The following is a 24,903-nucleotide window of genomic DNA, read 5'->3' on the forward strand; positions in this document are numbered from 1 at the left end:
ATTAAATAGGGTGCAGATTCTGTTTGGTACATTAACCCAGAATCTGCACCTTATTATTATATATAGGATAGAATTTATAAGTAGAACTAATAGTTATTTATCATAATACCGATTATCGTTTGTTTTACTTTTATTGTTTTATAGCCCCAAAAAACAAATTCGGTTATGTATGAATCACAATAGCGACGTGACGCTTTTACTTCATTAAAATGATCTTCAAAAAGGACTATAGTTATTGTTACATCATCTTAAAGTTAAGGTTTTCCTTAGCAATAGTGATACTTTACTGTTGCAATAATGGCACTATTGCTTCATATCTAGCCCCTAGAAATGAACATCCCAAGGGCTATATGTATGCTTTCCAGGGGCTATAATTAACGTGTCTAGCCCCTAGAAATAGCAAATCAAGACCATAGATTTATAACCATCAACGTCAAACTACATCATAAAAGCATTTGTTTCGTGATGCAGGACTTGCCATCTGAGCGATTAAAAACAATAATTTAGCAATACAAGAGCTACTTTTTACAATTTGTAAGCGACTCTAATAAAAAATCTACTTTTTGTCATTTCATCACCTTTTAATTATTCCTCAAAATGTCTTTTAGACTTGATATTAATCAAGAACTAGCGATTAAATGTGTCAAAAAGCACATTAAACCACAAAATAATTGATAAAATGTTTGCGATTTCGGAATTTTGCTATAACTTTGCAACCGCAAACGCAAAAAAAATAAACTTTAGTTCAAAATTTAATTAAAAAGGTAAAAGATTATGAATGCAGCACAAGTTGTAGAGAATCTGAAACAGAGATTCCCCAACGAGCCTGAATATATTCAGGCCGTGAGTCAAGTTCTTCCTACGATTGAAGAAGAGTACAACAAGCACCCAGAATTTGAAAAGTACAATCTGATTGAGCGTCTTTGCATTCCCGATCGCGTGATTGAGTTCCGTGTAACATGGGTTGACGACAAGGGCAATGTTCAGACAAACATGGGTTATCGCATTCAGCACAATAACGCCATTGGTCCCTACAAAGGCGGTATCCGTTTTCACAAGTCTGTAAATCTGGGTATTCTGAAGTTCTTGGCTTTCGAGCAGACCTTCAAAAACTCACTGACAACACTTCCTATGGGTGGTGCTAAAGGTGGTTCAGACTTCTCCCCCCGCGGCAAGAGCGATGCAGAAGTTATGCGTTTCTGTCAGGCTTTCATGAACGAGCTCTATCGTCACATTGGTCCCGATGAGGACGTACCCGCTGGTGATATTGGCGTAGGTGGTCGTGAGGTTGGCTACATGTTTGGCCAGTATAAGAAGCTCACCCACCAGTTCCAGGGTGTACTCACCGGTAAGGGCATTCAGTTTGGCGGTTCACTCATTCGTCCTGAGGCTACTGGTTATGGTACAGTTTACTTCCTCACATCAATGTTGGCAACTCGCGGCATCGAATTGAAGGGTAAGAAAGTGCTGATTTCTGGTGCTGGTAACGTAGCTCAGTATGCTGCAGAGAAGTGTCTGCAGTTGGGTGCTATCCCCATGACAATGTCTGACTCTGATGGTTACATCTACGATCCAGACGGTATCGATCGCGCTAAGCTTGACTTCATCATGGAGCTGAAGAACGTAGAGCGTGGACGTATTAAGGAGTATGTCGAGGAGTATCCTACAGCTAAGTATTATGAGGGCAAGCGTCCTTGGTACGAGAAGGCTGATATTGCTCTGCCTTGTGCAACTCAGAATGAAATCAACGGTGACGAAGCAGCTGCACTTGTAAAGAACGGTGTTATCGCTGTAGCAGAAGGTGCAAACATGCCATCACTGCCTGAAGCCATCAAGATTTTCCAGGATGCCAAGATTCTGTATGCTCCTGGCAAGGCATCAAATGCTGGTGGTGTGTCTGTATCAGGTCTTGAGATGTCGCAGAACTCAGAGCGTCTGAGCTGGACAGCCAAGGAAGTTGATGACTACCTGAAGCGTATCATGAACGACATTCACGAGAACTGCGTTAAGTATGGTACTCAGGCTGACGGCTATATCAACTATGTGAAGGGTGCAAACGTTGCCGGCTTCATGAAGGTTGCTAAGGCTATGATGGCTCAGGGCATCGTATAATCACGGAAATACCATTTCAACACATAAACTGAATTCATAAAGAGGAAGGCTGCCTCGTAGAGTAATCTACAGGTGGCCTTTTAGTTATTGGATATCAACCATAAAAAAATCCACTTAACAAAAGAACCTGTTAAGTGGATTTCACATTATTAAGCAGTCTTTACTTATTTTCTGATGATCTGCACTCCCCCATCCTGCTCCAACTTGATAATGCTTGATGGCTTATGTGGCTTGTGCTCCTGTCTGCGCGTCCAGCACACATAATCTACTTGTTCAATGATTCGAGGATCAATATCACAATAGTTCTGTGCCGCAGGTTCGCCACTGATATTGGCAGAAGTAGAAACCAACGCTTTCTGAAAACGGAAGCATAGTTCCTTGGAGAAAGCTTCATGCGTAATACGAATGCCAATAGAACCATCATCTGCAATTAGATTCTCAGCCAAATTTATTGCGCCATCGAGAATCAGCGTTGTTGGTTTCGCATCAGCATCGTTCAAACTGTCAATCAGCTGCCAAGCCACGTCAGGTACATTCTTCACGTAGCGTTGAAGTCTTGCGTCAGAATCAACTAAACAGATAAGGGCCTTTGAATCGTCGCGCTGCTTTATCTGATAAACACGTTTAACAGCATCTGCATTGGTTGCATCACAACCGATTCCCCATACTGTATCTGTAGGATAGAGGATTACCCCACCCTTTCTCAGTATCTCTACTGCATTTTTGATGTCTTGTTGTTGTGTCATACTACGAATAATTGCAATTAAAACTCACTTGTAAAGTGGAATTGAATATGTTCAAAATCCTGCTGAGCCATTTGAAGCACATAGCCCGAGTCGGCCAAGAAGACATCGCGTCCCTCTTTATCCTTGGCCATATATTGGTATTTACGCTTCTTGAAGTTCTCTAATTCTTGTTCATCATCGCTTGATATCCAACACGCTTTATATAGATGAACAGGTTCCCATCGACACTTGGCATTGTATTCGTTCTCCAGACGATATTGGATAACTTCGAACTGCAGTTGGCCAACCGTACCAATAATCTTTCTGCCATTAAACTGGTTGACAAACAACTGCGCCACACCTTCATCCATCAACTGATCGATGCCCTTTTGCAACTGCTTTGATTTCATAGGGTCATCGTTTTCAATGTATTTGAAAAGTTCGGGCGAGAAAGAAGGCAAACCACGGAAATGTAGTTGTTCACCAGCAGTCAATGTATCACCAATTTTAAATACGCCACCAGAATCTGGCAAGCCAACAATATCCCCTGGCCACGCCTCGTCAATGGTTGATTTACGCTGAGCCATAAACTGTGTAGGAGATGTGAAGCGCATCGTCTTTCCCTGACGTACATGCAGATATGGCACATTGCGCTGAAATTTTCCACTACATACCTTGCAGAATGCAATACATGAACGATGGTTCGGGTCAATGTTTGCGGTAATTTTAAAAATGAAACCCGTAAACTTCTGCTCATCAGGTTGAACTTCACGTTCCTCAGCTTTTGTAGGTCGTGGAGATGGGGCAATCTCTACAAAACAGTTCAACAGTTCCTGAACACCGAAATTATTTAGTGCTGAACCGAAGAATACAGGGGCCACCTCAGCTGACCGATACGATTCGACATCGAATTCTGGATAGACACCATCTACTAACTCAAGGTCTTCACGCAGTTTTTCAGCATCACTACTACCTACTCGTTTATCCAATTCATCGCTGTCAATATTCACTTCCACCTTCTCGGTGACGCGCTGCTTGTCTGGTGTGAACAGATCCAGTTTTTTCTCATAGATATTATAGACACCCTTGAATTTTGCTCCCTGATTGATAGGCCAACTCAAAGGACGCACTTTAATTTCCAATTCTTGTTCTAATTCATCGAGCAAATCGAAAGGATCACGTCCTTCACGGTCCATCTTATTGATGAAGATAATAACTGGAGTCTTGCGCATGCGGCAGACGGTCATGAGTTTGCGCGTCTGAGTCTCAACACCCTTAGCTCCGTCAACCACGATAATGGCAGAGTCAACTGCCGTAAGTGTGCGGAAGGTGTCTTCTGCGAAGTCTTGGTGACCAGGGGTATCGAGGATATTTACTTTATACTCTATATCTTTACCCTCAGGTGTATAATCAAACTCCATCACTGATGTGCTGACCGAAATACCACGCTGTTTTTCAATCTCCATCCAGTCACTGGTTGCTGTTTTCTTAATCTTATTACTCTTAACAGCACCGGCAACCTGAATCTGTCCACCAAAAAGCAGAAATTTCTCGGTCAAAGTGGTCTTACCAGCATCTGGGTGCGATATGATCGCAAATGTTCTTCTTCTTTCTATTTCTTCGCGCATTGCTTTCAATTATTAGGATTTCAAGCTCACTTGCCTAAAACATTGTTTATAATTTCGCTATACATTCTCTTAATGACTCTTCCCAATAGGGTATTTCTATTTGATAAGTCTCTTTTATCTTGGTTTTATCAAGTACACTGTAATGTGGTCGTGCTGCTGGTGTGGGATACTCAACCGTATGCAAAGGTCTTATCCGACAGTCTTCAATACCAGCAATGCGATAGATTGCCTTTGCAAAATCGTACCAGGATATAGCCCCCTCATTACTAAAATGATAAGTACCAGGGATTATTCCTTTATCGATGATTGTCATAATGGCCAAAGCCAAATCATGCGCATAGGTGGGTGTTCCTATCTGATCGAAGATGACTCCCAACTCGTCACGTTCCTGACCTAAACGAATCATTGTCTTTACAAAGTTGCTTCCAAAAGTAGAATACAACCAGGCTGTACGGATTATCACTGATTGCTTACAAGCCTTAAGTACAGCAACTTCTCCTTCTAATTTAGTACGACCATATATGCTGTTAGGACATACAGGGTCTGTTTCTACATATGGCACATGATTTGTGCCGTCGAACACATAGTCCGTACTTATCTGAATCATCCAGCCTCCACACTTTTCTATCGCTTTCGCCAAGAAAACGGGAGCGCGGCTATTCAACAGTTCGCACAATTCCGCATTGCTTTCTGCCTTATCAACAGCAGTATATGCAGCACAGTTTACAATGCCGTCGATGCGATGACTGATTACGTAATTGGCAATATCGTCTTGATTTGTAATGTCCAATTCCTTAATATCAGTATTGAAGAACGTATGCTGCGGATAATTTTCCTCCAGCAGTTGCAACTCATTGCCAAGTTGACCATTACAGCCCGTGATAAGAATATTCATGACTTAATCAAACTTTAATCCTTCTTCTTTGTCTTTTTTATAATAGTCAGATAACATTCCTATAAACGTAGAAATCTCCTTCACAGCATGCGAGGTGCTTGGTGATACCTCCTTCTTTTGCAATCGGAGCATCATAACACCATACAGCAGGTTCAAGCATGTCTCAATCTCGCCTTCATCTTTGTTAGCACCATGATTGCGCAGTTCTACTATAAAAGGCAGAACCTTATAATAAGCGCTATTGTAGAATGGGAACTTTGGCGATGCTAATAGCTGGTCATGCAACTCTGTCAACAACTGAAGCGTCACTTTATTAATCTGAAGATGCCCCTTATCCCGACAACCTTCTTCGTTCATCATCTTTATTAGATTACCGAACCAATCAATTTCATCGGACTTTTGTTCATCATTATAATCAAAGCGATCGATATATTCGCGTCGAAGACGAGAAAGCGAACAGTCAAAAGCTCGAATTGTATCTTCAACCTGCCACATGTAAAGCAGGTATTCCGCAATATTCTTTTTACGTAATTCCTGTGCAATAAACATAATAAGAAATAACTAAAATATATGATAGAGATGCAAACTGGTAAGCGTTGAGAGTAAGATAATAACACTACCGACTATCACCAGCATGCCGATAATCTGATTTATCAATTTGATGCCATTTTGATCAAACTTGGTTCTAATCTTGTCAACCAGCCACGACAATGACCACCACCACAACAATGCACCTCCAATAATGCTTAGGAAGCCAACAATCATGTCGATAGGATGATCGGGCTGCAGTCCAAAAGCAAACTGGGCATAGAGTGCCATAAACAAGAATATAATAAGCGGATTGCTCAAGGTCACCAAGAATGCCGTGATGGCATTGTGTGCCAGCGTGCCCTTCTTTTGACCAGGCTTGCGTATGTTCTTTGTTGGGTCAGTGCGGTAAGTAAAGACTCCAAATAAAAGCAACATGATACTTCCCGCAATCTGAAGATAAAAACGTGTGGTGTCGTTGCTGACAAAATCGACCACATATCCCATTCCCAAACCGGTAATTCCTGCATAAATCATATCACTTACAGAAGCACCAACTCCCGTAACAAAACCATACCATCGCCCCTTGTTCAGTGTACGCTGAACACAGAGTACTCCAACTGGTCCCATAGGCGCAGAAGCAATAATACCTATGAGCATTCCCTTAAATACAATATCTAATATGTTTGGTATCGTGTTAACAACAAATGGCATAATGTGTGCAAAGTTACTAATTTAAATTAGAAATTAAGAATGAGCCAATAATATTTTTTATTTCACGTATAAAAAATGTTAAGTAAGCTAATTATATCAAATAATTAATTTATCTTTGCAAATAATTTTACTCACACTAAATGTATAATAATGGATACACAATCAACTATTAAGCCATATGTTATCGGCTTGGACTTAGGAGGCACAAACTCTGTATTTGGAATTGTAGATGCCCGTGGCGAAATAAAAGCCACAACTGCCATAAAAACTGGAGGTTTTACTTCTGCAGAAGATTACGTTGCTGCTTCTGTAGAAGCATTACAGCCCATCATTGAGCAAGTAGGCGGCATTGAAACAATTAAAGCCATGGGAATTGGTGCTCCTAACGGTAACTACTATAAAGGAACTATCGAATTTGCTCCTAACCTGCCTTGGGCACATGACGGAATCGTACCTTTGGCAAAAATGTTCAGCGACAAGCTGAATGGTGTTCCTGTTGCCCTGACGAATGATGCCAATGCGGCTGCTATTGGAGAAATGGTTTATGGAGTTGCTCGAGGCATGAAAAACTTTATTGTGATTACACTTGGCACTGGCGTCGGTTCTGGCATTGTCGTCAATGGTCAGTTGCTCTATGGTCACGATGGTTTTGCTGGTGAACTTGGACATGTGATTATGCGCCGCGAAAACGGCCGTACTTGCGGATGTGGTCGTACTGGATGTCTTGAAGCTTATTGCTCGGCCACAGGTGTAGCACGAACAGCACGCGAGATCTTATCGACCACAGAGCGTCCGTCCCTACTCCGCGATATAGACCCTGCAGAAATAACCTCCCTTGATGTTTCTATCGCTGCAGAAAAGGGAGACGAATTGGCTAATGAGATTTACGAGTTTACAGGTAACATGTTGGGTGAAGCATGTGCTGATTTTGCAGCATTCTCATCACCCGAAGCCTTTATCTTCTTTGGTGGCATGACTAAGGCTGGCGAACTGATTATGAAACCGATTCGTGAGTCATACGACAAGCATGTTCTAAAGATATTCAAGGGCAAAGCCAAGTTCTTGGTTAGTGGTCTGGACGGTTCGTCTGCCGCAGTACTTGGTGCTTCTGCCGTTGGATGGGAGGTGTAATCCTTCAAAATATACAATTAACATTTGCCCCCGTCATCCTTCATGCATTGGATAACGGGGGTAAATGTTATGATAGCTCTTCGCACTCCTTTAACCAAAGGATGCTTGAAGCATCGCTCGGCATGCGCCAGTCTCCACGGGGAGAAAGGCTCACACTTCCGACCTTTGGACCATCTGGCAGACATGAACGCTTAAACTGTTGGTTAAAGAAACGGCGACAGAATATCTTCAACCAATGTTTGATGGTGTCGTCATCATATTTCCCTTCAAAAGCATGTTGCGCAAGCATGAATATCTTAGAAGGCCGGAATCCAACTCGAAGATGATAATATAAAAAGAAATCATGTAGTTCATAAGGACCTACGAGATCTTCTGTTTTCTGAGCAATGTTCCCATCAACATCTGCAGGTATCAGTTCTGGCGATATGGGTGTTTGTACGATATCAATCAGAGTCTCTCTTTCCTGTATGAAAGCAGATTGTTCGGCTATATATTTTACAAGATACTGTACTAATGTTTTAGGGACACCTGCATTAACACCGTACATGGACATATGGTCACCATTGTATGTACACCATCCCAAAGCTAATTCGGAAAGGTCGCCTGTACCAATAACCATACCACCAACCTGATTTGCAACATCCATCAGTATTTGAGTTCGTTCGCGTGCTTGAGAATTCTCGTAAGTCACATCGTGATTATCTACAGAATGACCAATATCCTCAAAATGCTGAAGAACAGATTTGGATATATTGATTTCACGAATTGTTATCCCCAGTGATTGCATCAACTTTATGGCATTATCATGTGTTCGGTCTGTTGTGCCAAATCCAGGCATCGTGATTCCTGTAATTCCCAAGCGAGACAATCCTAATTTATCAAAAGCTCTGACAGTTACAAGTAATGCCAAAGTAGAATCCAGTCCACCACTAATTCCAATAACTACATGTTCGCAGTGTGTGTGATGGAGACGTTTACACAGGCCCATCGTTTGGATATTAAGGATTTCCTCACAAGAACTTGCCATTTCGCCCTCAGATGGAATGAACGGATAAGGATTAATGGTGCGTATCAATTCGAAATCACGTTGTTCTACAAGTTTTGTATTGATATAACGCGCTACAGCTCCTACTTGTGCAGAACGGAAAGTTGTGTTGTTCTGGCGTTCCAGACGAAGTCTGTCAATATCTATTTGTTGAATGCGTAATTGTGGGTCTATTGAGAATCTGTCAGCATCTGCGAGCATGATGCCATTCTCGTAAATAAGCGCATTTCCACCATAAACGACATCCTGAGTTGACTCTCCAAAACCACAACTACTATAAACATAGCCACACATCATTCTTGCACTCTGTTGCGAAAGAAGTGAGCATAGATACTTATGCTTCCCATTTAATTCGTCTGTTGCAGATAGGTTTAGGATGATGTCGGCTCCTGCCAAAGCAAGATTGTTGCTTGGTGGCAACGGTGCCCATACATCTTCGCAAATCTCAATGCCAAAGCAAGCACCATCGCAAGTGCGAAAGACTATGGGTTCATTAGATATATGTATGGGGCTACCTGCAAGATAAATATCCTGTGGAATAAGATCGGATGCTGAGGCAAACCATCTTTTCTCATAGAACTCGTTATAATTGGGTAAGTGCGTTTTGGGAATGACACCAAGGATCGTTCCTTGCTGAATGACAACTGCACAATTGTATAACAAAGCGCCAACACGAACAGGGAGTCCTACTACAGAGATTATATTTAGCTTACGTGTAAAATCTAGAAGAACAAGTAAAGATTCTTCTGCCTTATCAAGAAGTAATTGCTGGCTGAAAAGGTCTTGGCAAGTATATCCCGTGATGCTTAGTTCTGGGAACACAATAAGTTCTACACCTTTTCCTTCAGCTTGAACAATCAGACTCTCTATCTGCTGGACGTTAAATTCCACATCAGCCACACGAACACTCGGTATTGCTGCGGCTACTTTGATTAATCCGTATTTCATTTGATTGTCACTTGTGTGGCACCATAACCGTATTCACGGAAAGATGCATCTTGGTAAGTATATTGTTTATATTTGTATTGTAGCTCATTAATAAGTGCCTTGCGCAAAACGCCCTCACCCTTTCCATGAATAAAGATAATCTTTGCACCTTTCTTCTTCTCATAAATCTTGAGAGTCTTACGTACTACATCTAATTGATAATTGAGGATATCTGTAGCATTCATCCCATTGGTATTATCTAAAAGAGCATTCGCATGCAGATCTACAATGATGGGGTCTCCTGCCTTGTGTTCTGCTTTGACATCAGTACGAACTTCAGAAGCGACATCTCCTTTTTGATACATATTAGCTTTCAACTGTTGTGCATCAATGACTAAAGGCCGGACCATTTTGTCATCTTTGATAATCGTATAGATCAAAGCTGGCTGTTCAAAGAATGCATTATCTTGAAACGTATGCAACTTATAGAATTTGACCGCGTCTATACGGAACTGAACATCTACTGCAGGCTTTATCAGATAATGCTTTTCATGCTTGTAAGGAAGGACTTGTATGGCGACACGTTCAAAAGCATTGAGGTCTTCTCTGCCAAACTCCTCCAAAAACAGTTTTGTGTTTGGTTCGACCTCTTCTGTTGATCTTAACTTCCAACTATTTCCTTCTGCCGATGCATACGTGAAACGCATGTAGTAGTTAGAGTCGTTGACAAAATATGCTTCAAATCGTGTGTCAGACAATTCTTTGATATTCATAGGAACAAATGCCAAATAAGCAGAAAGTGTGTCACCACCCTTTCTTTCTTCAGGCTGAGCTTTGAAAGTAATAGGCCTATCAGCTGGTTCTGTTTCCTTTTCAAGAGACTTATTAGTATGTTGTTTCACTTCAATGACATGACTTGTCTCGTAATTCTCTTCACCGATAACCACGACCTCATTCGTTTGCATGGGAACTTGAAAACCATCTTCGTCTTCAACCAATACAATATTTTTGCCTTTGAAACCGGCAACCTTACCTCCACCGATTTCACTTAAAAATCTAACTTTATCTCCTATCTTCATTTTAATTGTATCATTAAGGAATTAACAATGAACTATCACCATAGCTCAAGAAGCGAAAATCGTGAGCTAAAGCGTAATCGTATATTTTATGCCAATCTCCATTGACAAAGGCACTAACAAGCAATAGCAAAGTTGATTGTGGTTGATGAAAATTCGTCACCAGCATCTTTACGATTTTGTATTCATAGCCTGGCGCAATGATAATCTGTGTGCTGCTGTGCAGGGCAGGTAGCTGATTCTTGTCGAGCCAATCTATCAATGCTTGGATAGATTCACGTACTGGAATAGATTTAGCATCACTGTTATCATAAGGTTCCCATTGACATACGTGAAGTTCACGTTCAGAAATCTGTGGGTTTTTAAGAACTTTCAGTCCCATATAATACAGACTTTCGAGTGTACGAACACTTGTTGTGCCTACAGCTATGGCCCAACAATCATGCTTTAACAGTTTCTCCAAAGTGCGACGATGAACACAGATATACTCCGTATGCATCTCATGGTCATTAATTTCTTCTGTCTTAACAGGCTTGAAAGTACCCGCCCCAACATGAAGCGTCAGTTCTTCACGATCAACACCATGACTATCAAGAGATTTCAGAACATCGGGAGTGAAGTGTAATCCTGCTGTTGGTGCAGCGACACTACCCTTGATTTTAGAATACACAGTCTGATAGGTCGTTTTGTCGCTCTCTTGTGTTTCTCTATTTAAATATGGCGGAATAGGAAGTTCGCCCATTGATTCCAATATCTCAGCAAAAGAGATGTGCTCGTTGTTCCATGAAAAGTCAATCCAATGACTGGTGCCATGAATATCTCTACGAGTTGCCGTGAATATAAGAGATTCACCGTTTATAGTCAATTGTCGTTCAAGAGTGCCCTCTTTCCATTTCTTTAGATTGCCGACAAGACAAAGCCAAGAACACTGTCCCTTTGTTTGAAACATTTGTTCGTAATCTGAAGGCATTGCCGGTTCCAACAGAAAAACCTCAATGAGTGCACCAGTCTCCTTACGAAAATGAAGTCGTGCTTGAATCACTTTAGTATTATTGAAGACCATAAGTGCGCCATGTGGCAAATATTCAGAGAGATTATAGAAATGATCCTCACTGATATTTCCCTTTTTATATACCAGAAGTTTGGATTCATCACGTTTCGCTAATGGAAATTTTGCGATTCGATCATCTGGTAAAGGATAATTGTAATCACTAATATGAATATGTTTTGTTTCCATCTTTACTTAAATATATAAATAGCAACAGGCTCTAATAATAGCATACAAGATTGTGAGCATGAAAATGATCAGAACAATATCGATGTCTGATTTCTGATAACCCGTTTTCGTGTAATGCGAAGATATATAACTATTTGAATAGTTAAGATGCTTCTTAATGCGTAAATACATAAAACCAATGCTAAGGCCGACAATACCACCCCAGCAAAGCCCACATAGTATGTCGCCAAGAAAATGGACACCTAAATATAGACGCGTCCAACAATTAATCAAAGACCATACAAATAAGGTAATTGACAAAATACGACTTTTAATCAGAAGTGCGAATAAGACCGCAATACTGAATGTGTTGGCAGCATGTGAGGAAAAAAAACCATATTTTCCTCCCCTATATCCGTTTACAACATCTACATGTAGGCCAATTATGTCATCGTGAGTTGGACGCCATCTCATCACAAATGGCTTTACAATGACATCATTTAGCGAACCTGCTAAGATAACACATAGAGCCGCACTGGCTAATATTAATATTATTTTTTGAATACTATCATTGTTCTTTAACACAACATAGAATAGCGACAGGTACAATGGTATCCAGGTTGCCGCAGTAGTCAGTGTTTTGGCCAATCCATCAATGAACAAGGACTCGCTGCCATTAACTGACAATAGTACTTGTCTGTCTATATCTATAAGTGTACTTAAATCCATACTTATTATCATTAAATAATTTCCATCTTATCAGCCTCTATCCAACCTTTTTTACCATCGGAGATGCGAATCTCTTTCCACTCGTTCATGGTGTCATCGGTGATGCTTACTTTTGTTCCTTCATGAAGTAAGAATATATCTTTCCCACCTTCCGACGGTGCACTTTTGATGGATACCGCAGATACCGTGATAATTGCTTCATTGTGGGTGGACAACTTGCTTTGCTGCTGCCAAGCAAATATGATTGCAAGTACAAATACAAACAGGGATGCTATTCCCCCAAAGAATCCTAACTTCCTAATCCATAGAGGATTTGAAAACAAATACAGCAGCATTAGTACGATTGTCAGAGTCAAGCTTCCAAGAGAAAGGTATGCCCAACCATTAGCACTTAATAGATTGATAAAGGCGTGGTACCATGTAACAAAGAAAAGTTCACTTTCTGGAGTGATCTTATCAACAGTCTTACTACGAGCCATTTGCAGATTGTGCTTGATATCACCATCTGCTGGCGATAGTCGTAAAGCACGTTCATAAGCTATAATTGCTTGGGTGAAATCATCTGTTCGATAGTAAGCGTTGCCTAAGTTGTAATACAACTCTGCACATACTCCTTGTTCTAAAATCTGCTTATATTGTTTTACTGCTAATTGATAATTTCCACTTATATACGAACTATCTGCTTCTGCTTTGCTAACAGCATGGCTGCTGATAGGAACAAAAACAAACAAAAGAAGTAATAACAGATACTTTTCAACGTGTTCTATGGCTGTCATAGCAGTATTATATACTTTAGACATGTTGACTTTTGAATCGCCGGGGGCATATCTCTCAAACTCACACTCGTCAATTGCTTCAACAAACTGATTGATAACTTGCTGATCTACTTGACGCTCATTAAAACGCTCGCTAATATTGTCTCTTGAAAGTTGTTCTACAGAAATATTCATTTTATCACCAACGTAGCCCCATAGTGCTCTCAGCACTTTCATCGAAGAATTTGTCTGGACGATTGTCCTTCATGAGTTTTGCCGCTTTCTTCAATCGTTTTGTTGCAATTTTATTAGCTTTCTTTCCACGCATCCTTACCAAATCAGCATTCTCTATGGCTCGCTTTCTAAAAATTATAAAGAGTGCGATAAAGATAATCATTAGCACTGCGATTGATATCCAATAATTCATTGATGCAAAGAAAGACTGGTCCTTCTGTTGAAGGTTGAAATCATTCAATTTAATATGATGTATATCGCTGCCTAACAATTGCAAGTCCTCTTGGTTGGCGTAACTCTGAGATTCACTATCATTACCTTCACCTTTGGCTACATCAAGATGATACGCCTCTGTTGACAGAGTCTTATATTGGCGCGTTTTAGTGTCATAATAGGTAAACTCTGCTGCAGGAATGTCATATTGTCCCTGATGACGTGGTACAGCCAAATACTCATAAATAACTTCTCCCTCTAACCCATTAGCGGTCAGATGAGTTTTCTCCGTCAATTTAGGGTCATAGGTATCAAAGTCTTTAGGAAACTGAAGTTCTGGTTGCTTGATGAGTTTCAGGTTGCCTACACCGCTAATTGTCACTTTAATAGTAAGCGGATCGTTCGCCTGCAGTTTCGTCTTGTCAATTTCTGATTTAATAGAGAAATTACCTACTCCCCCAGAAAAACCGACAGGTTTATTTGGAAGAGGATCAACATGAATAGATATACCAGGAGCCTTGATTTGTTTCTTGACTTCCACATAACCAGAGCCACCGTTAAAAAATGCCTCAAAAGGATCGACATTCCTGTTCTCCTGCACCACGATGCCATTAAAAGTAATACCAGGAACTTCAAGTTTACCAGTTATCTGTGGAAACATGACGTATTGGCTCCAAGTAACAGTCTTGTAATTTCTACCATTATATTGCTCAATTTTGAAGCTTTTTTCTTGAGGCAAAGGTATCTCCTGGGTGTGGAAACCCTTCAAGTCCGGCATTCTTCCTTCTAACTGCGATAGTCTCACCAATGTATAGACTTTATACGTCAGTAAGATAGGTTCTTGCTCAACAACATGTTGCTTTGAAGCAGTTACCTTTATAAATAAATCAGCTCCCGATATATTGGTTCCAGAAGCACGTGTGTCTCCATGGTATGCTCTGCCTTGGTTGTTGCTTGACGCAGAACCTACGACCTGGATCCTGACTATATTTGATTTTACATGTTTGCCATCAATATTAATGGTTGCTGGCGGTATCGTGAAAGTTCCATTCTTTTCTGCACTAAGAATATATGTATAGGTAATGGTTGACGAATGAGAAGTCTTACCATTTACCATACTGAAACTACTTTGGGTCGAAGTGCTTGGTCCCATCAAAACTTCAAATGCATCTGGAATCTGACCGATTCGGAATCCTGATACATCTTGAGTTGTGGCGGTATATGTAAGTCGGAACTGTTGTCCCTTTTCTACCTGTTGAGGTGCATTAGCCGTCAGCTGCTGTGCAACTGCAGTAGTATGCAGTAACAGCAACATGAATATCATGTGTAGAAGTTTATTATTGATTATCATTTGAAATGTATTTAACATTACCAATTCTTTTCTATACGTCTTCTTTGGGGTTGTTGTTGAGCATCTTTCATCCTTTCTTGAGTCTTCTTCTCTTGTTGCAGAGCAGCCTTCAATAATTGCTCTGCATTTTCTTTACTCATCGGAGGTTCTTGCTCTTGTTGTTTATTTTGCTGATCTTTTTTCTGATTTTCCTTCTGTTGCTCTTGTTTTTGCTTGTTCTGTTGCTCTTTGTCTTGATTCTGCTTATTATCTTGATTCTGCTGAGGCTGATTCTTCAATTGTCGCTGACATAAGACTAAATTATAACGAGCTTCATCGTCATTTGGGTTGTTTCTTAGAGCATTTTTATACGATTCGATAGCTTTCTGGAAATCTTTTTGCCCCTGATATATAACACCAATATTGTGATAACCCATAGACTTACGCAGAGGATTATGTTCTACTTCAACGGCCTTCTGAAAAATACTAATCATTGAGTCTCCAAATTCCTTTGTAGTGGACTTCCAATCTTTGGGGAACATAGCAGTCGCAAGATTATATTTTGCACGTGCAAGGTTTTTGTCTGCATCTGAAGCCTTCATGTAGAGAATCTGAGCATCCTTTCTTTTGCCTGCATGGAATTGCTTGTTACCACGATGTATATACTTTCTTGCTTGTAAGTTTTCATACTCTTGAGCGTAAGCAGAAATGCAAGAAAGAATAAAGATATTTATAAAAAGAATATATTTGTTCATCATTTAAATATTTTTATCTTATTCAGCAAATGATTCTTTCGCTCTAATAATACTATCTCAATAATCAGCAGTATTAGTGCAATGACACCAAATGTCTGAAACTGTTCTGAATAGTTACTATATACAGCGGAGTCACTCTTCTCAAGTTTATCAAGTTCCTTATCAAGTATTTGCTGAGCACTTGATGAATTGTCAACATGTATATAGACACCACCGCCAGCCTGAGCTATCTCTTTACACATGTCCTCGTTTAGTCTTGACAATACAGTTTCACCTGTACGATCAATCATATATCCACCGGTCTCTTTGTTAGGAATGGGAGCACCTTTCGATGTGCCGATTCCCAACATATAAATATTCATCCCATTGTCTTTTGCTTCCTTGGCAGCCTCTAGTGCGCCTCCCTCGTGGTCTTCGCCATCAGTTATCACAATAATTGCTTTTCCTACATGTTCTTGTTGAGTGAAGCTATGAGAAGCCATATTAATAGCACTTGCAATATCTGTACCCTGATTGACTATCATTGATGGCTCAATACTATTGAGGAACATCTTTGCGGATACATAGTCATTTGTAATAGGCAACTGTACAAAAGCATCACCTGCAAAGATAATCAGACCTATTTTGTCGTCGCTAAAGGTCTCAACAAGTCCTTCCACTAACATCTTTGCACGATCCAAACGACTTGGAGTGACATCTTCTGCTAACATGGAGTTACTAATGTCTATCGCAATCATTGTTTCAATACCGGAGCGTTTTTCCTCACTAATTTGATTTGCCTCCTGTGGACGAGCTAACATGATAATCATGAATACCAACGATAGTTCGAGCAAAAGAAATTTAATCAGTCCACGCCATCTTGACACATCTGGCATCAGTTGATACAAAAGATTTGGATCGCCAAATTTACGAAGACTGCTTTTCCGTTTAAAATATTGAACAATATAGATAAGTGCCAATACAATTACAATTGACACAAGCCATAAATATTCTGGGTTTTCAAATCTAAACATCTTATTTATTCTTTATGGAATACGACGAAATACTGTCACCCTCAACAAAATCTCAATCATTAGTGAGACTATAGCGAAAAGGGCATATCTTTGATAATCCTCGTAATACCTGCTGAACTTCTGAACTTCCAACTTAGATTTCTCTAATTTGTCTATCTCATGATAAATTTCACGTAATTCCTCGGCATTTGTCGCTCTATAGAATTTTCCATTTGTCGTGGATGCTATATCATTCAACGTTTTTGTGTCTATCTCTACTGGTACTTGTATATATTGGATGTCATTTCCTACGGTAAGCGGATATGGAGCCGTTCCATTGGTTCCGACACCAATAGTATAGATTCTAACACCTAAACTATTTGCAATTTCGGCAGCGGTCATAGGTGATATATCTCCTCGGTTATTTGTACCATCCGTCAATAGAATAACCACGCGACTCTTAGCTTGAGAGTCTTTAAGTCTGCTGACGGCATTTGCGATACCCATACCAATGGCCGTGCCATCATCTATCAATCCTCTTGCAGCAATATCCGTACGAACATTTTGTAACAGAGACAACAACGACGCATGATCAGTGGTCATGGGACACTGAGTAAATGCCTCGCCAGCAAAGATTGTCAAGCCTATATTATCATTGGGACGATCGGCGATAAACTCTGCTGCGACTATTTTTGCAGCTTCAAGTCGGTTGCGAGCATGATGTGCACGATCCTTTAAATCTTCTGCCAGCATTGATGTAGATACATCCATGGCCATCATAATGTCAATACCCTCAACATTCTCTTTAGTCTTTGAATCATGTGTTTGAGGTCTTGCTAAAGCAATAACGAGAAAAACAAATGCAAAAATACGAAGAATTGGCAATATTGGAATGAAAAGGACTCGCCAACTGCGTGGTGCCTGAGCGAACGAGAAAGTGTTTGCAAGGCGGATTGTTGGCTCACTTTTCTTTCTATATAAAAGATACCATATCAAATATGGTATAATAAGAAAGAGTAGAAATAAATATTCTTTATTGGCAAACTCCATTTATTATTCTCTTTTAAATAAGTTCATAAATACAATATAGAACATATCCAAACAGCAACAGTACGAGGGTGCAGAAAACAGAAATTGTAATCTGTAAGAGCAATCGGCTATTCTTTGAACGTAATTCTTCTGATGATAACTGTTCTTTTATTGTCGTTGGTGTGTCGGGAATGTCTATCTTCGTCTTATTGATAAAGTCAACAGCATTTACAAGATTAGCGTCGTTCTCATTAATGAGTGTCGAATATTTGGCAAACTTAACAAGATCTGCAGTATTAAACAATTGCTTCAATTCTTCAAGAGATTTTGGATCGTCTGAAGACATTAATCTCTCAATAATCTCACTACTTGTCATCTCCATTGCATTGAAGCCATAACGTTCCTCGATGTATTTACGAAGCGTGTCTGTAAGTTTCGTGTAGTAATCCTTAGGATTCTCAGACATAATCATCTTGTCGGCTTTGATTTCTTCTATAACCATCATTGCCCTCTGATGAGGTTGTACCTTTTTAATAATCTTGATCTTAGAGATAATTGGTTTGTTATCCCTTAATCTCAGATAAAGATAATAGGTTATAGCAATAAGAACGATAATAACAAAGCTGAGCCAGAAAGGAACACTCCATTCCCCATTCCACAAGAACGGATTGTTTTGAACGTCCTTTGGACCATAGTATTTCTCATAATTTGTTGTATCGACATCTACCGTTAAAACCTTTAAAGCCAACTTGTTAGTCTTATACTCTTTACCATCGACTTTAACAATCAAAGGTGGCAAATAGTAAAGTGTATCCTCAAAAGAAGTCAGCACGTAGGAGCGGGAATGACGAACACTTCCATCTTTAGTGACCTCAGATTCTTTCTCTATGGCTCCAAGAAATTCAACTCCTGCAGGCATCAACCCTTCTTTAGGAAAGTCAACGCGGGAATCGGGAGGTGTTGTTGCACAAATCGTTAGTTCTACTTGTTGACCAACAAGCATTTCCACAGCACTTAGACTAGATTCAACCTTGACCTGCGCATTAACTTGTATGGACAACAACAAGAGAAAAATACTATATATAATTTTCTTCATTAACCTCTTTGTTTAAAAAGTACCATTAGAGATTTGACAAAATCCTCGTCAGTTGCAATACTGACATTATCTACATTGCTTCTAACGAACATATCTTTTAAATCAGATTGTTGTTTCAGCCAATATTGATGATAAGCATTTCTAAGACTCTTGCTCGATGTGTCCACGTATTGTTCGTAACCAGTTTCTGCATCAACAACTTTCATTAATCCTATATTAGGCAGTTCGCTGGCACGCTTGTCATAGATTTGAATGGCCACCACATCGTGTTTACGATTAGCAATGACCAATTGCTGGAGGAAACTGTTTCTTACATAGAAATCACTCAAAATGAAAGCAGTACAACGACGTTTAGAAACACTGGTCAGGAACTCAATTGCTTTACCGACGTCTGTTCTCTTACTATCGGCCTTAAAATCGAGCATTTCACGTATGATATACAAAATATGTTTGCGGCCATTCTTTGGAGGAATGTATTTCTCGATTTTATCTGAGAAAAATATCACACCTATTTTATCGTTATTCTGGATAGCAGAAAAAGCAAGTGTTGCAGCTATTTCTGTTGCCATATCACGTTTCATCATGCGCTGAGTTCCAAATTCCAACGAGCCACTAACATCAATAAGCAACATGACCGTCAACTCACGCTCTTCTTCAAACACCTTGACATACGGTTTGTTAAAACGCGCTGTAACGTTCCAGTCTATGTCTCTTACATCATCGCCATATTGGTATTCCCGAACTTCAGAAAATGCCATACCGCGACCTTTGAAAGCCGAATGGTATTGACCTGCAAAAATATTTGAACTAAGGCCACGAGCCTTAATTTCAATCTTTCTTACTTTCTTTATAATTTCTGATGTCTCCATCAGGGTACTTCAACTTTATTAATTATTTTACTTACAATTTCTTCACTGGTTACATTAGAAGCTTCTGCTTCATATGTCAAACCTATACGATGGCGTAAAACATCGTGAGCAACAGCTCTTACATCTTCTGGGACAACATATCCACGACGTTTGATAAACGCATATGCTCGAGCTGCCTTTGCCAAATTGATACTTGCACGTGGTGAACCGCCAAAAGAAATCATGTCCTTGAGTTCCTTAAGTCCATAACGTTCAGGGAATCTAGTAGCAAAAACAATATCTGCAATATATTGCTCAATCTTCTCGTCAATATATACTTCGCGAACAACTTCACGCGCTTTCAAAATATCTGCAGAAGTAGTAACTGGTTTAACCTTAGGAAGCGAGCCAGCAATATTTTCGCGAATAATTTTCTTTTCTTCTTCGAGCGTAGGATAATCAATAACAACTTTTAGCATAAAACGGTCAACCTGAGCTTCGGGGAGAGGATATGTTCCTTCCTGTTCGATAGGGTTTTGTGTCGCCATCACAAGGAATGGACTTGGCATCTCAAATGTTTCGCTTCCAATAGTCACTTGTTTTTCCTGCATAGCTTCCAATAGCGCACTTTGAACTTTTGCCGGCGCACGGTTTATCTCGTCTGCTAATACAAAGTTTGCGAAGATAGGTCCTTTTTTTGTTTGAAAGCGTTCGTCCTTTTGAGAATATATCATAGTACCCGTTACGTCAGCAGGCAAAAGGTCTGGTGTAAACTGAATACGACTGTAATCGGCATCAATAAGCTGTGAAAGAGTCTTGATAGCCAATGTTTTTGCCAAACCAGGAACACCTTCAAGCAGAATATTGCCATCACTCAGCAATCCAATAAGCAACGAATCAACAAGATGCTTCTGTCCAACGATCACCTGATCCATGCCTGCTACCAAATTGGTAACAAAGCTGCTTTGCTGCTCAATCCGCATGTTAAGTTCGCGGATATCAATATTTTCTGTCATACTATATCTGTTTTAATATTTATTTCTTTAATTTCTTTTTAACCACAAGTTTTGGTATAAGGATTTCCTGTCCTTCCTCTAAAACGGTGGACGCTTTCATGTCATTATACACTTCCATATAACATTCCATACCCTCACCCAAAATCGATCTGGATATACGACCCAAAGTTTGTCCTTTTCGAGCCTTTATCACTTGGTCTGTGCCAACAATATAATAGGCACCAGTTCTAACTCTTGAATCCTTATCTTCGTATTGCCGAGAGAAACTTAAAGTATCATTTATGTTTTCTATGCTCTTGACAGAATCTGTAAGAACCTTGTTCTCTTTGGCAACCGATACGGTATCTTCTACAGGTATATCCTCTGGTTCTATCAACATTTCTACAGATGGCTTTTCTTCTTTAGAAGGTATTGCACCAATAAGTTGACCTATGAAATAGCCGGCAGCCAATGAGAATATAGCAACACCTATAATAATAAACACAAAAACGTATGTGTTTTTATGAATCTTTTCACCGATGTGTTCTCCTTCTTCAAAAATCAACTTTGGGTTAGAAGAGACTACTTCAGCAACATTGACTTCTGTGGCAGATGCCTTCTCGTGGTCATCAGGCTGACTATCATCAGGCTGATTATCCATTTGAGTTTCTTCCTTCTTTTCGGTTATAAAGTTCTGCTCTTTCTGCAACTCCGATTGTGCATTATCAACCATATCGGGTTGACCAGCAGAATCTTCCGACAAGTCGGCTAATGCATCTTCAGTAGATTCCGCAGATGGTTCTTCTTTAGGCTCTGTTGCACTATCCCACCGTGGGGCTTGTTTTATATCAGAATCACTAATATTCTCATTTTCTTCTTGAGGTTCTATCTCCGTACGTTCCGCTTCAACATCATTCTCAACGGAGTTAGCCTCGACAACCGTCGAGGTTTCGACTTCTTCCTCATTAAATTCGTCTTCAAAGTTAACTCCATCATTTAGAATCACTGTTTCAAACTGTGAGAAAGGACGATTTACCAATTCCTTCATGGAAGCATCAGGGGTAAACGTCAGTTTATCGTGACCACCGATAACGACCCGGTTACCTGTGTTTACATCAACGCTTTCACGGGATTCGACACCTATAATCTTAAACGTGCCAAGTCCCTTAATTTTCACAAGTTTATCATTATCTATCCCCTCTTGAATGATCTCGACAAGGGCTTGAATAAACTTTTTTGCTTCCTGCTTGCTGATTTCGTGCTTTTCAGCCAATACAGCTGCATGATGAAGTATGCTTACTTTTTCCATTATTGTTTCTCTCCTTTCTTTATTTTATCCTTCAACGAAGGTATTGGCTTAAAGGTAAGAACTAATTTCGGGGGAACAAGCATGCGTTGACCTGTCGAAGGGTTAGTGATAATGCGCTCCAATTTCTTTTTTACCTCAAAGGAACCTAGATTGTTGATTTGTATAGCATCACCTTCCAGGAAAGAATCTCCCATAGCGGCAATCAAAGTATTCATCATGTTTTGCGCCTTAGATGCTTTGCATCCAGTGCGCTTAGCTAAACTGGCTATAATCTCTTTGTTATTCATAATTGTCTTTTATTTCTCCGTAAAGATCGAATTCATCGGCATCGATGATGTGCACATTATACATATCACCGATTCTAAGATTGTACTTATTAGGAATCAACACTTCTGGATCAACTTCTGGCGAGCAGAATTCTGTTCGGCCAATATAGTAGTTACCCTCTATGCGATCTATGACAACAGGCATTGTTGTGTTCACCTTCGAGGCTTCAATCTCTGCACTGATATTCTGCTGAATACGCATCAATTTATCCAATCTCTGTTGTTTGATTTCGCTGGGGACATCATCGTCATAGTGCTTCGCAGAATATGTTCCATCTTCCTCGGAATAAGCAAAAGCGCCCATGCGCTCGAATCGTGCCCATTTCACGAAATTGACTAACTCGCTAAAGTCCTCGTCGGTTTCGCCAGGGAAGCCTACCATTAACGTCGTACGTATATGAATGCCAGGGACCTCCTTGCGAAGACGTTTGATGAGTTCTATGGTTTCAGCCTTTGTCGTGTTTCTACGCATTCTACTCAGCATGTGATCAGAAATGTGTTGCAGAGCAATATCCAAATATCGGCAAACGTTAGGTTTCTCGTTCATTACCTTCAACAGATCCCAAGGGAAATGCGTTGGATAAGCATAGTGTAAACGAATCCAGCGTACGCCTTCTATATCTGCCATTTGTTCTATCAGTTGCGCAATACGCTGTTCTCCATAGATATCGACACCATAATAGGTCAATTCTTGAGCAATAATTTGGAATTCTGTCGTTCCACCCTTTACTAAAGATCTTACCTCATCTAATATTTCTTCGATTGGTCTGCTTTGATGATGTCCAGTAATCAATGGTATGGCACAATATGCACAATGGCGATCGCAACCTTCACTGATCTTAATATAGGCATAGTGCCGTGGTGTCGTTAACTTACGCTTACCTGTGCAGTAATTGTTTCCTTCAAGATCAGCCAACAACTTACGAAAGTTAAACTTTCCATACCAACCATCAACTTCAGGAATCTCATTTTCCAAGTCTGCAAGATAACGCTCGGAAAGACAGCCCATCACAAAGATTTTTTTGATTCTTCCTTCTTCTTTTGCCTTAACTAATTCCAAAATCAGATTAATACTTTCTTCCTTTGCATCGGCAATAAATCCACAAGTGTTTACAACAACAATATCACTTCGGGGATTATCACTATCATGGATAACCTCATAGTTATTGGCTTCGAAAAGTCCCATGAGAACTTCCGAGTCAACAAGGTTCTTAGAACAACCGAGGGATATAAAATCTATCGTCTTACGCTTCATTCTTGAACAATGAATCTACAAAATCTTTCCTATCGAATAACTGTAAGTCTTCCATACCCTCGCCAAGACCTATGTACTTAACAGGCACCTTCAGTTGGTCGCTTATGCCAATAACGACGCCACCCTTGGCTGTTCCATCTAGCTTGGTAACTGCTAAAGACGTAATCTGAGTGACAGCCGCAAACTGCTTAGCCTGTTCGAAAGCATTCTGACCAGTAGAACCATCCAACACCAACATAACTTCGTCAGGAGCTGTAGGTATAACCTTTTTCATGACATCCTTGATCTTTTTAAGCTCATTCATCAAGCCAATTTTATTATGCAAACGACCAGCGGTGTCAATAATAACAACGTCTGCATCATTAGCTTTAGCACTTTGCAAAGTATCGAAAGCCACACTAGCGGGGTCACTTCCCATCTGTTGCTTTACGACAGGAACGCCAACGCGTTCTCCCCAGATACATATTTGCTCAACAGCAGCCGCACGGAAGGTGTCGGCAGCGCCCAGATATACTTTCTTACCAGCCTGCTTGAATTGCCAAGCCAACTTACCAATTGTAGTAGTTTTGCCAACTCCATTAACACCTACCACCAAAATAACGTATGGGCGATGGTCGGTTGGCAATTCCCAGTTACGGTTATCTCCGGTATTATTTTCTGCAAGCAGTGCAGCTATTTCCTCACGAAGAATATTATTAAGCTCACTCGTAGAAACATACTTATCGCGGGCAACACGTCCTTCAATCCTCTCAATGATTTTCAACGTTGTATCAACACCAACGTCACTAGTAATAAGAACCTCCTCAAGATTATCCAAAACATCATCATCGACCTTTGACTTACCTGCTATAGCACGCGTTAATTTATCAAACACCGATGTTTTTGTCTTTTCCAATCCTTTGTCAAGTGTCTCCTGCTTGTTTCTACTAAAGAATCCAAATAATCCCATACAATTGCATTTACATAATTTTAAATGCAAAATTACAAAAAAGAAAAGACATGCGCAAGAGTTATAACAAATCTTTGTTCTCTTTTCACAT

General features: G+C 40.1%; 23 protein-coding genes. 2 read left to right on the forward strand and 21 right to left on the reverse strand.

All coding sequences use genetic code 11. The features are described from left to right. Positions 1 to 774: 774 nt before the first annotated feature. Positions 775 to 2,112: an NADP-specific glutamate dehydrogenase gene (locus L6472_RS06980; protein WP_237803733.1), complete on the forward strand. Its 1,338-nt coding sequence runs from the start codon at positions 775 to 777 to the stop codon at positions 2,110 to 2,112. A 164-nt stretch (positions 2,113 to 2,276) separates the two neighbouring features. Here L6472_RS06980 and L6472_RS06985 read toward each other — a convergent pair whose 3' ends face one another. Genes L6472_RS06985 through L6472_RS07005 form a run of 5 tightly spaced genes read right to left on the reverse strand, consistent with a single transcriptional unit; the run spans position 2,277 to position 6,548 of the window. Then, the gene (locus tag L6472_RS06985) at positions 2,277 to 2,858 is read right to left on the reverse strand and encodes an L-threonylcarbamoyladenylate synthase (RefSeq protein WP_237803734.1); all 582 of its coding nucleotides are present in this window, start codon (positions 2,856 to 2,858) and stop codon (positions 2,277 to 2,279) included. A gap of 17 nt (positions 2,859 to 2,875) precedes the next feature. Beyond that, positions 2,876 to 4,465 (reverse strand): peptide chain release factor 3, encoded by a 1,590-nt coding sequence (locus L6472_RS06990; RefSeq protein WP_237803735.1) that lies wholly within the window; start codon positions 4,463 to 4,465, stop codon positions 2,876 to 2,878. Positions 4,466 to 4,511: 46 nt separating this feature from the next. Beyond that, on the reverse strand, positions 4,512 to 5,360 hold the full coding sequence (gene rfbD, locus L6472_RS06995) for a dTDP-4-dehydrorhamnose reductase (RefSeq protein ID WP_237803736.1): 849 nt from the start codon (positions 5,358 to 5,360) through the stop codon (positions 4,512 to 4,514). 3 nt (positions 5,361 to 5,363) lie between these two features. Further along, on the reverse strand, positions 5,364 to 5,909 hold the full coding sequence (locus L6472_RS07000) for a DUF4924 family protein (RefSeq protein WP_237803737.1): 546 nt from the start codon (positions 5,907 to 5,909) through the stop codon (positions 5,364 to 5,366). A gap of 12 nt (positions 5,910 to 5,921) precedes the next feature. Further along, the gene (locus L6472_RS07005; protein ID WP_237803738.1) at positions 5,922 to 6,548 is read right to left on the reverse strand and encodes a LysE family translocator; all 627 of its coding nucleotides are present in this window, start codon (positions 6,546 to 6,548) and stop codon (positions 5,922 to 5,924) included. Between the two features lie 204 nt (positions 6,549 to 6,752). On the opposite strand from L6472_RS07005, the gene L6472_RS07010 reads away from it, so the two are divergent. Then, on the forward strand, positions 6,753 to 7,733 hold the full coding sequence (locus L6472_RS07010; RefSeq protein ID WP_237803739.1) for an ROK family protein: 981 nt from the start codon (positions 6,753 to 6,755) through the stop codon (positions 7,731 to 7,733). A gap of 67 nt (positions 7,734 to 7,800) precedes the next feature. On the opposite strand, the gene L6472_RS07015 is transcribed toward L6472_RS07010, so the two are convergent. Genes L6472_RS07015 through ftsY form a run of 16 tightly spaced genes read right to left on the reverse strand, consistent with a single transcriptional unit; the run spans position 7,801 to position 24,812 of the window. Beyond that, positions 7,801 to 9,726: an NAD(+) synthase gene (locus L6472_RS07015; RefSeq protein ID WP_237803740.1), complete on the reverse strand. Its 1,926-nt coding sequence runs from the start codon at positions 9,724 to 9,726 to the stop codon at positions 7,801 to 7,803. After that, complete coding sequence (locus L6472_RS07020) at positions 9,723 to 10,784, reverse strand: DUF2027 domain-containing protein (RefSeq protein ID WP_237803741.1); 1,062 nt, start codon at positions 10,782 to 10,784, stop codon at positions 9,723 to 9,725. The genes L6472_RS07015 and L6472_RS07020 overlap by 4 nt, the downstream gene beginning before the upstream one ends. A gap of 13 nt (positions 10,785 to 10,797) precedes the next feature. After that, on the reverse strand, positions 10,798 to 12,018 hold the full coding sequence (locus L6472_RS07025) for an S-adenosylmethionine:tRNA ribosyltransferase-isomerase (RefSeq protein WP_237803742.1): 1,221 nt from the start codon (positions 12,016 to 12,018) through the stop codon (positions 10,798 to 10,800). A gap of 6 nt (positions 12,019 to 12,024) precedes the next feature. Continuing rightward, the gene (locus L6472_RS07030; RefSeq protein ID WP_237803743.1) at positions 12,025 to 12,726 is read right to left on the reverse strand and encodes a phosphatase PAP2 family protein; all 702 of its coding nucleotides are present in this window, start codon (positions 12,724 to 12,726) and stop codon (positions 12,025 to 12,027) included. Positions 12,727 to 12,737: 11 nt separating this feature from the next. Next, on the reverse strand, positions 12,738 to 13,718 hold the full coding sequence (locus L6472_RS13625; protein WP_370640827.1) for a tetratricopeptide repeat protein: 981 nt from the start codon (positions 13,716 to 13,718) through the stop codon (positions 12,738 to 12,740). Beyond that, positions 13,681 to 15,252, reverse strand: a complete 1,572-nt coding sequence (locus tag L6472_RS13630) for a BatD family protein (RefSeq protein WP_370640828.1) — start codon at positions 15,250 to 15,252, stop codon at positions 13,681 to 13,683. Before L6472_RS13630 ends, L6472_RS13625 begins: the two co-directional genes overlap by 38 nt. A 44-nt stretch (positions 15,253 to 15,296) precedes the next feature. Then, positions 15,297 to 16,016 carry a tetratricopeptide repeat protein gene (locus L6472_RS07040; protein WP_237803744.1) on the reverse strand — a complete coding sequence of 240 codons (720 nt, stop codon included), beginning with the start codon at positions 16,014 to 16,016 and terminating at the stop codon, positions 15,297 to 15,299. Further along, positions 16,013 to 17,026, reverse strand: a complete 1,014-nt coding sequence (locus tag L6472_RS07045) for a VWA domain-containing protein (RefSeq protein WP_237803745.1) — start codon at positions 17,024 to 17,026, stop codon at positions 16,013 to 16,015. The genes L6472_RS07040 and L6472_RS07045 overlap by 4 nt, the downstream gene beginning before the upstream one ends. Before the next feature lie 12 nt (positions 17,027 to 17,038). Next, positions 17,039 to 18,055 carry a VWA domain-containing protein gene (locus L6472_RS07050; protein WP_237803747.1) on the reverse strand — a complete coding sequence of 339 codons (1,017 nt, stop codon included), beginning with the start codon at positions 18,053 to 18,055 and terminating at the stop codon, positions 17,039 to 17,041. Positions 18,056 to 18,068: 13 nt separating this feature from the next. Further along, positions 18,069 to 19,130: a hypothetical protein gene (locus tag L6472_RS07055; protein WP_237803748.1), complete on the reverse strand. Its 1,062-nt coding sequence runs from the start codon at positions 19,128 to 19,130 to the stop codon at positions 18,069 to 18,071. After that, positions 19,130 to 19,999, reverse strand: coding sequence for a DUF58 domain-containing protein (locus L6472_RS07060; RefSeq protein ID WP_237803749.1), 870 nt, complete (start codon positions 19,997 to 19,999; stop codon positions 19,130 to 19,132). Before L6472_RS07060 ends, L6472_RS07055 begins: the two co-directional genes overlap by 1 nt. Further along, on the reverse strand, positions 19,999 to 20,994 hold the full coding sequence (locus L6472_RS07065; protein WP_237803750.1) for a MoxR family ATPase: 996 nt from the start codon (positions 20,992 to 20,994) through the stop codon (positions 19,999 to 20,001). Before L6472_RS07065 ends, L6472_RS07060 begins: the two co-directional genes overlap by 1 nt. A 19-nt stretch (positions 20,995 to 21,013) precedes the next feature. Then, the gene (locus L6472_RS07070) at positions 21,014 to 22,282 is read right to left on the reverse strand and encodes an HU family DNA-binding protein (protein WP_237803751.1); all 1,269 of its coding nucleotides are present in this window, start codon (positions 22,280 to 22,282) and stop codon (positions 21,014 to 21,016) included. Further along, the gene (locus L6472_RS07075) at positions 22,282 to 22,569 is read right to left on the reverse strand and encodes an HU family DNA-binding protein (protein ID WP_237803752.1); all 288 of its coding nucleotides are present in this window, start codon (positions 22,567 to 22,569) and stop codon (positions 22,282 to 22,284) included. Before L6472_RS07075 ends, L6472_RS07070 begins: the two co-directional genes overlap by 1 nt. Further along, a complete protein-coding gene (gene rimO, locus L6472_RS07080; RefSeq protein WP_237803753.1) occupies positions 22,562 to 23,863 on the reverse strand; it encodes a 30S ribosomal protein S12 methylthiotransferase RimO in 1,302 nt (433 codons plus the stop codon). Before rimO ends, L6472_RS07075 begins: the two co-directional genes overlap by 8 nt. Beyond that, the gene (gene ftsY, locus L6472_RS07085) at positions 23,853 to 24,812 is read right to left on the reverse strand and encodes a signal recognition particle-docking protein FtsY (protein WP_237803755.1); all 960 of its coding nucleotides are present in this window, start codon (positions 24,810 to 24,812) and stop codon (positions 23,853 to 23,855) included. Before ftsY ends, rimO begins: the two co-directional genes overlap by 11 nt. Between the last annotated feature and the right edge of the window lie 91 nt (positions 24,813 to 24,903).

Origin of the sequence: Prevotella sp. E13-17 (genome assembly GCF_022024035.1) — a bacterium.
Lineage (GTDB): Bacteria > Bacteroidota > Bacteroidia > Bacteroidales > Bacteroidaceae > Prevotella.

Bases quoted from the DNA above. Each gene is read 5' to 3' on its own strand.
- L6472_RS07015 (WP_237803740.1), bottom strand. From the start codon at position 9,726: ATGAAATACGGATTAATCAAAGTAGCCGCAGCAATACCGAGTGTTCGT.
- L6472_RS06990 (WP_237803735.1), bottom strand. From the start codon at position 4,465: ATGCGCGAAGAAATAGAAAGAAGAAGAACATTTGCGATCATATCGCAC.
- L6472_RS07000 (WP_237803737.1), bottom strand. From the start codon at position 5,909: ATGTTTATTGCACAGGAATTACGTAAAAAGAATATTGCGGAATACCTG.
- L6472_RS07025 (WP_237803742.1), bottom strand. From the start codon at position 12,018: ATGGAAACAAAACATATTCATATTAGTGATTACAATTATCCTTTACCA.
- L6472_RS07070 (WP_237803751.1), bottom strand. From the start codon at position 22,282: ATGGAAAAAGTAAGCATACTTCATCATGCAGCTGTATTGGCTGAAAAG.
- L6472_RS07010 (WP_237803739.1), top strand. From the start codon at position 6,753: ATGGATACACAATCAACTATTAAGCCATATGTTATCGGCTTGGACTTA.
- L6472_RS07030 (WP_237803743.1), bottom strand. From the start codon at position 12,726: ATGGATTTAAGTACACTTATAGATATAGACAGACAAGTACTATTGTCA.
- L6472_RS07005 (WP_237803738.1), bottom strand. From the start codon at position 6,548: ATGCTCATAGGTATTATTGCTTCTGCGCCTATGGGACCAGTTGGAGTA.
- L6472_RS07050 (WP_237803747.1), bottom strand. From the start codon at position 18,055: ATGGAGTTTGCCAATAAAGAATATTTATTTCTACTCTTTCTTATTATA.
- L6472_RS07075 (WP_237803752.1), bottom strand. From the start codon at position 22,569: ATGAATAACAAAGAGATTATAGCCAGTTTAGCTAAGCGCACTGGATGC.
- L6472_RS07065 (WP_237803750.1), bottom strand. From the start codon at position 20,994: ATGACAGAAAATATTGATATCCGCGAACTTAACATGCGGATTGAGCAG.
- L6472_RS13625 (WP_370640827.1), bottom strand. From the start codon at position 13,718: ATGAAAGTGCTGAGAGCACTATGGGGCTACGTTGGTGATAAAATGAAT.
- rimO (WP_237803753.1), bottom strand. From the start codon at position 23,863: ATGAAGCGTAAGACGATAGATTTTATATCCCTCGGTTGTTCTAAGAAC.
- L6472_RS07020 (WP_237803741.1), bottom strand. From the start codon at position 10,784: ATGAAGATAGGAGATAAAGTTAGATTTTTAAGTGAAATCGGTGGAGGT.
- L6472_RS07060 (WP_237803749.1), bottom strand. From the start codon at position 19,999: ATGGAGACATCAGAAATTATAAAGAAAGTAAGAAAGATTGAAATTAAG.
- L6472_RS06980 (WP_237803733.1), top strand. From the start codon at position 775: ATGAATGCAGCACAAGTTGTAGAGAATCTGAAACAGAGATTCCCCAAC.
- rfbD (WP_237803736.1), bottom strand. From the start codon at position 5,360: ATGAATATTCTTATCACGGGCTGTAATGGTCAACTTGGCAATGAGTTG.
- L6472_RS07055 (WP_237803748.1), bottom strand. From the start codon at position 19,130: ATGAAGAAAATTATATATAGTATTTTTCTCTTGTTGTTGTCCATACAA.
- ftsY (WP_237803755.1), bottom strand. From the start codon at position 24,812: ATGGGATTATTTGGATTCTTTAGTAGAAACAAGCAGGAGACACTTGAC.
- L6472_RS07045 (WP_237803745.1), bottom strand. From the start codon at position 17,026: ATGTTTAGATTTGAAAACCCAGAATATTTATGGCTTGTGTCAATTGTA.
- L6472_RS13630 (WP_370640828.1), bottom strand. From the start codon at position 15,252: ATGATATTCATGTTGCTGTTACTGCATACTACTGCAGTTGCACAGCAG.
- L6472_RS06985 (WP_237803734.1), bottom strand. From the start codon at position 2,858: ATGACACAACAACAAGACATCAAAAATGCAGTAGAGATACTGAGAAAG.
- L6472_RS07040 (WP_237803744.1), bottom strand. From the start codon at position 16,016: ATGATGAACAAATATATTCTTTTTATAAATATCTTTATTCTTTCTTGC.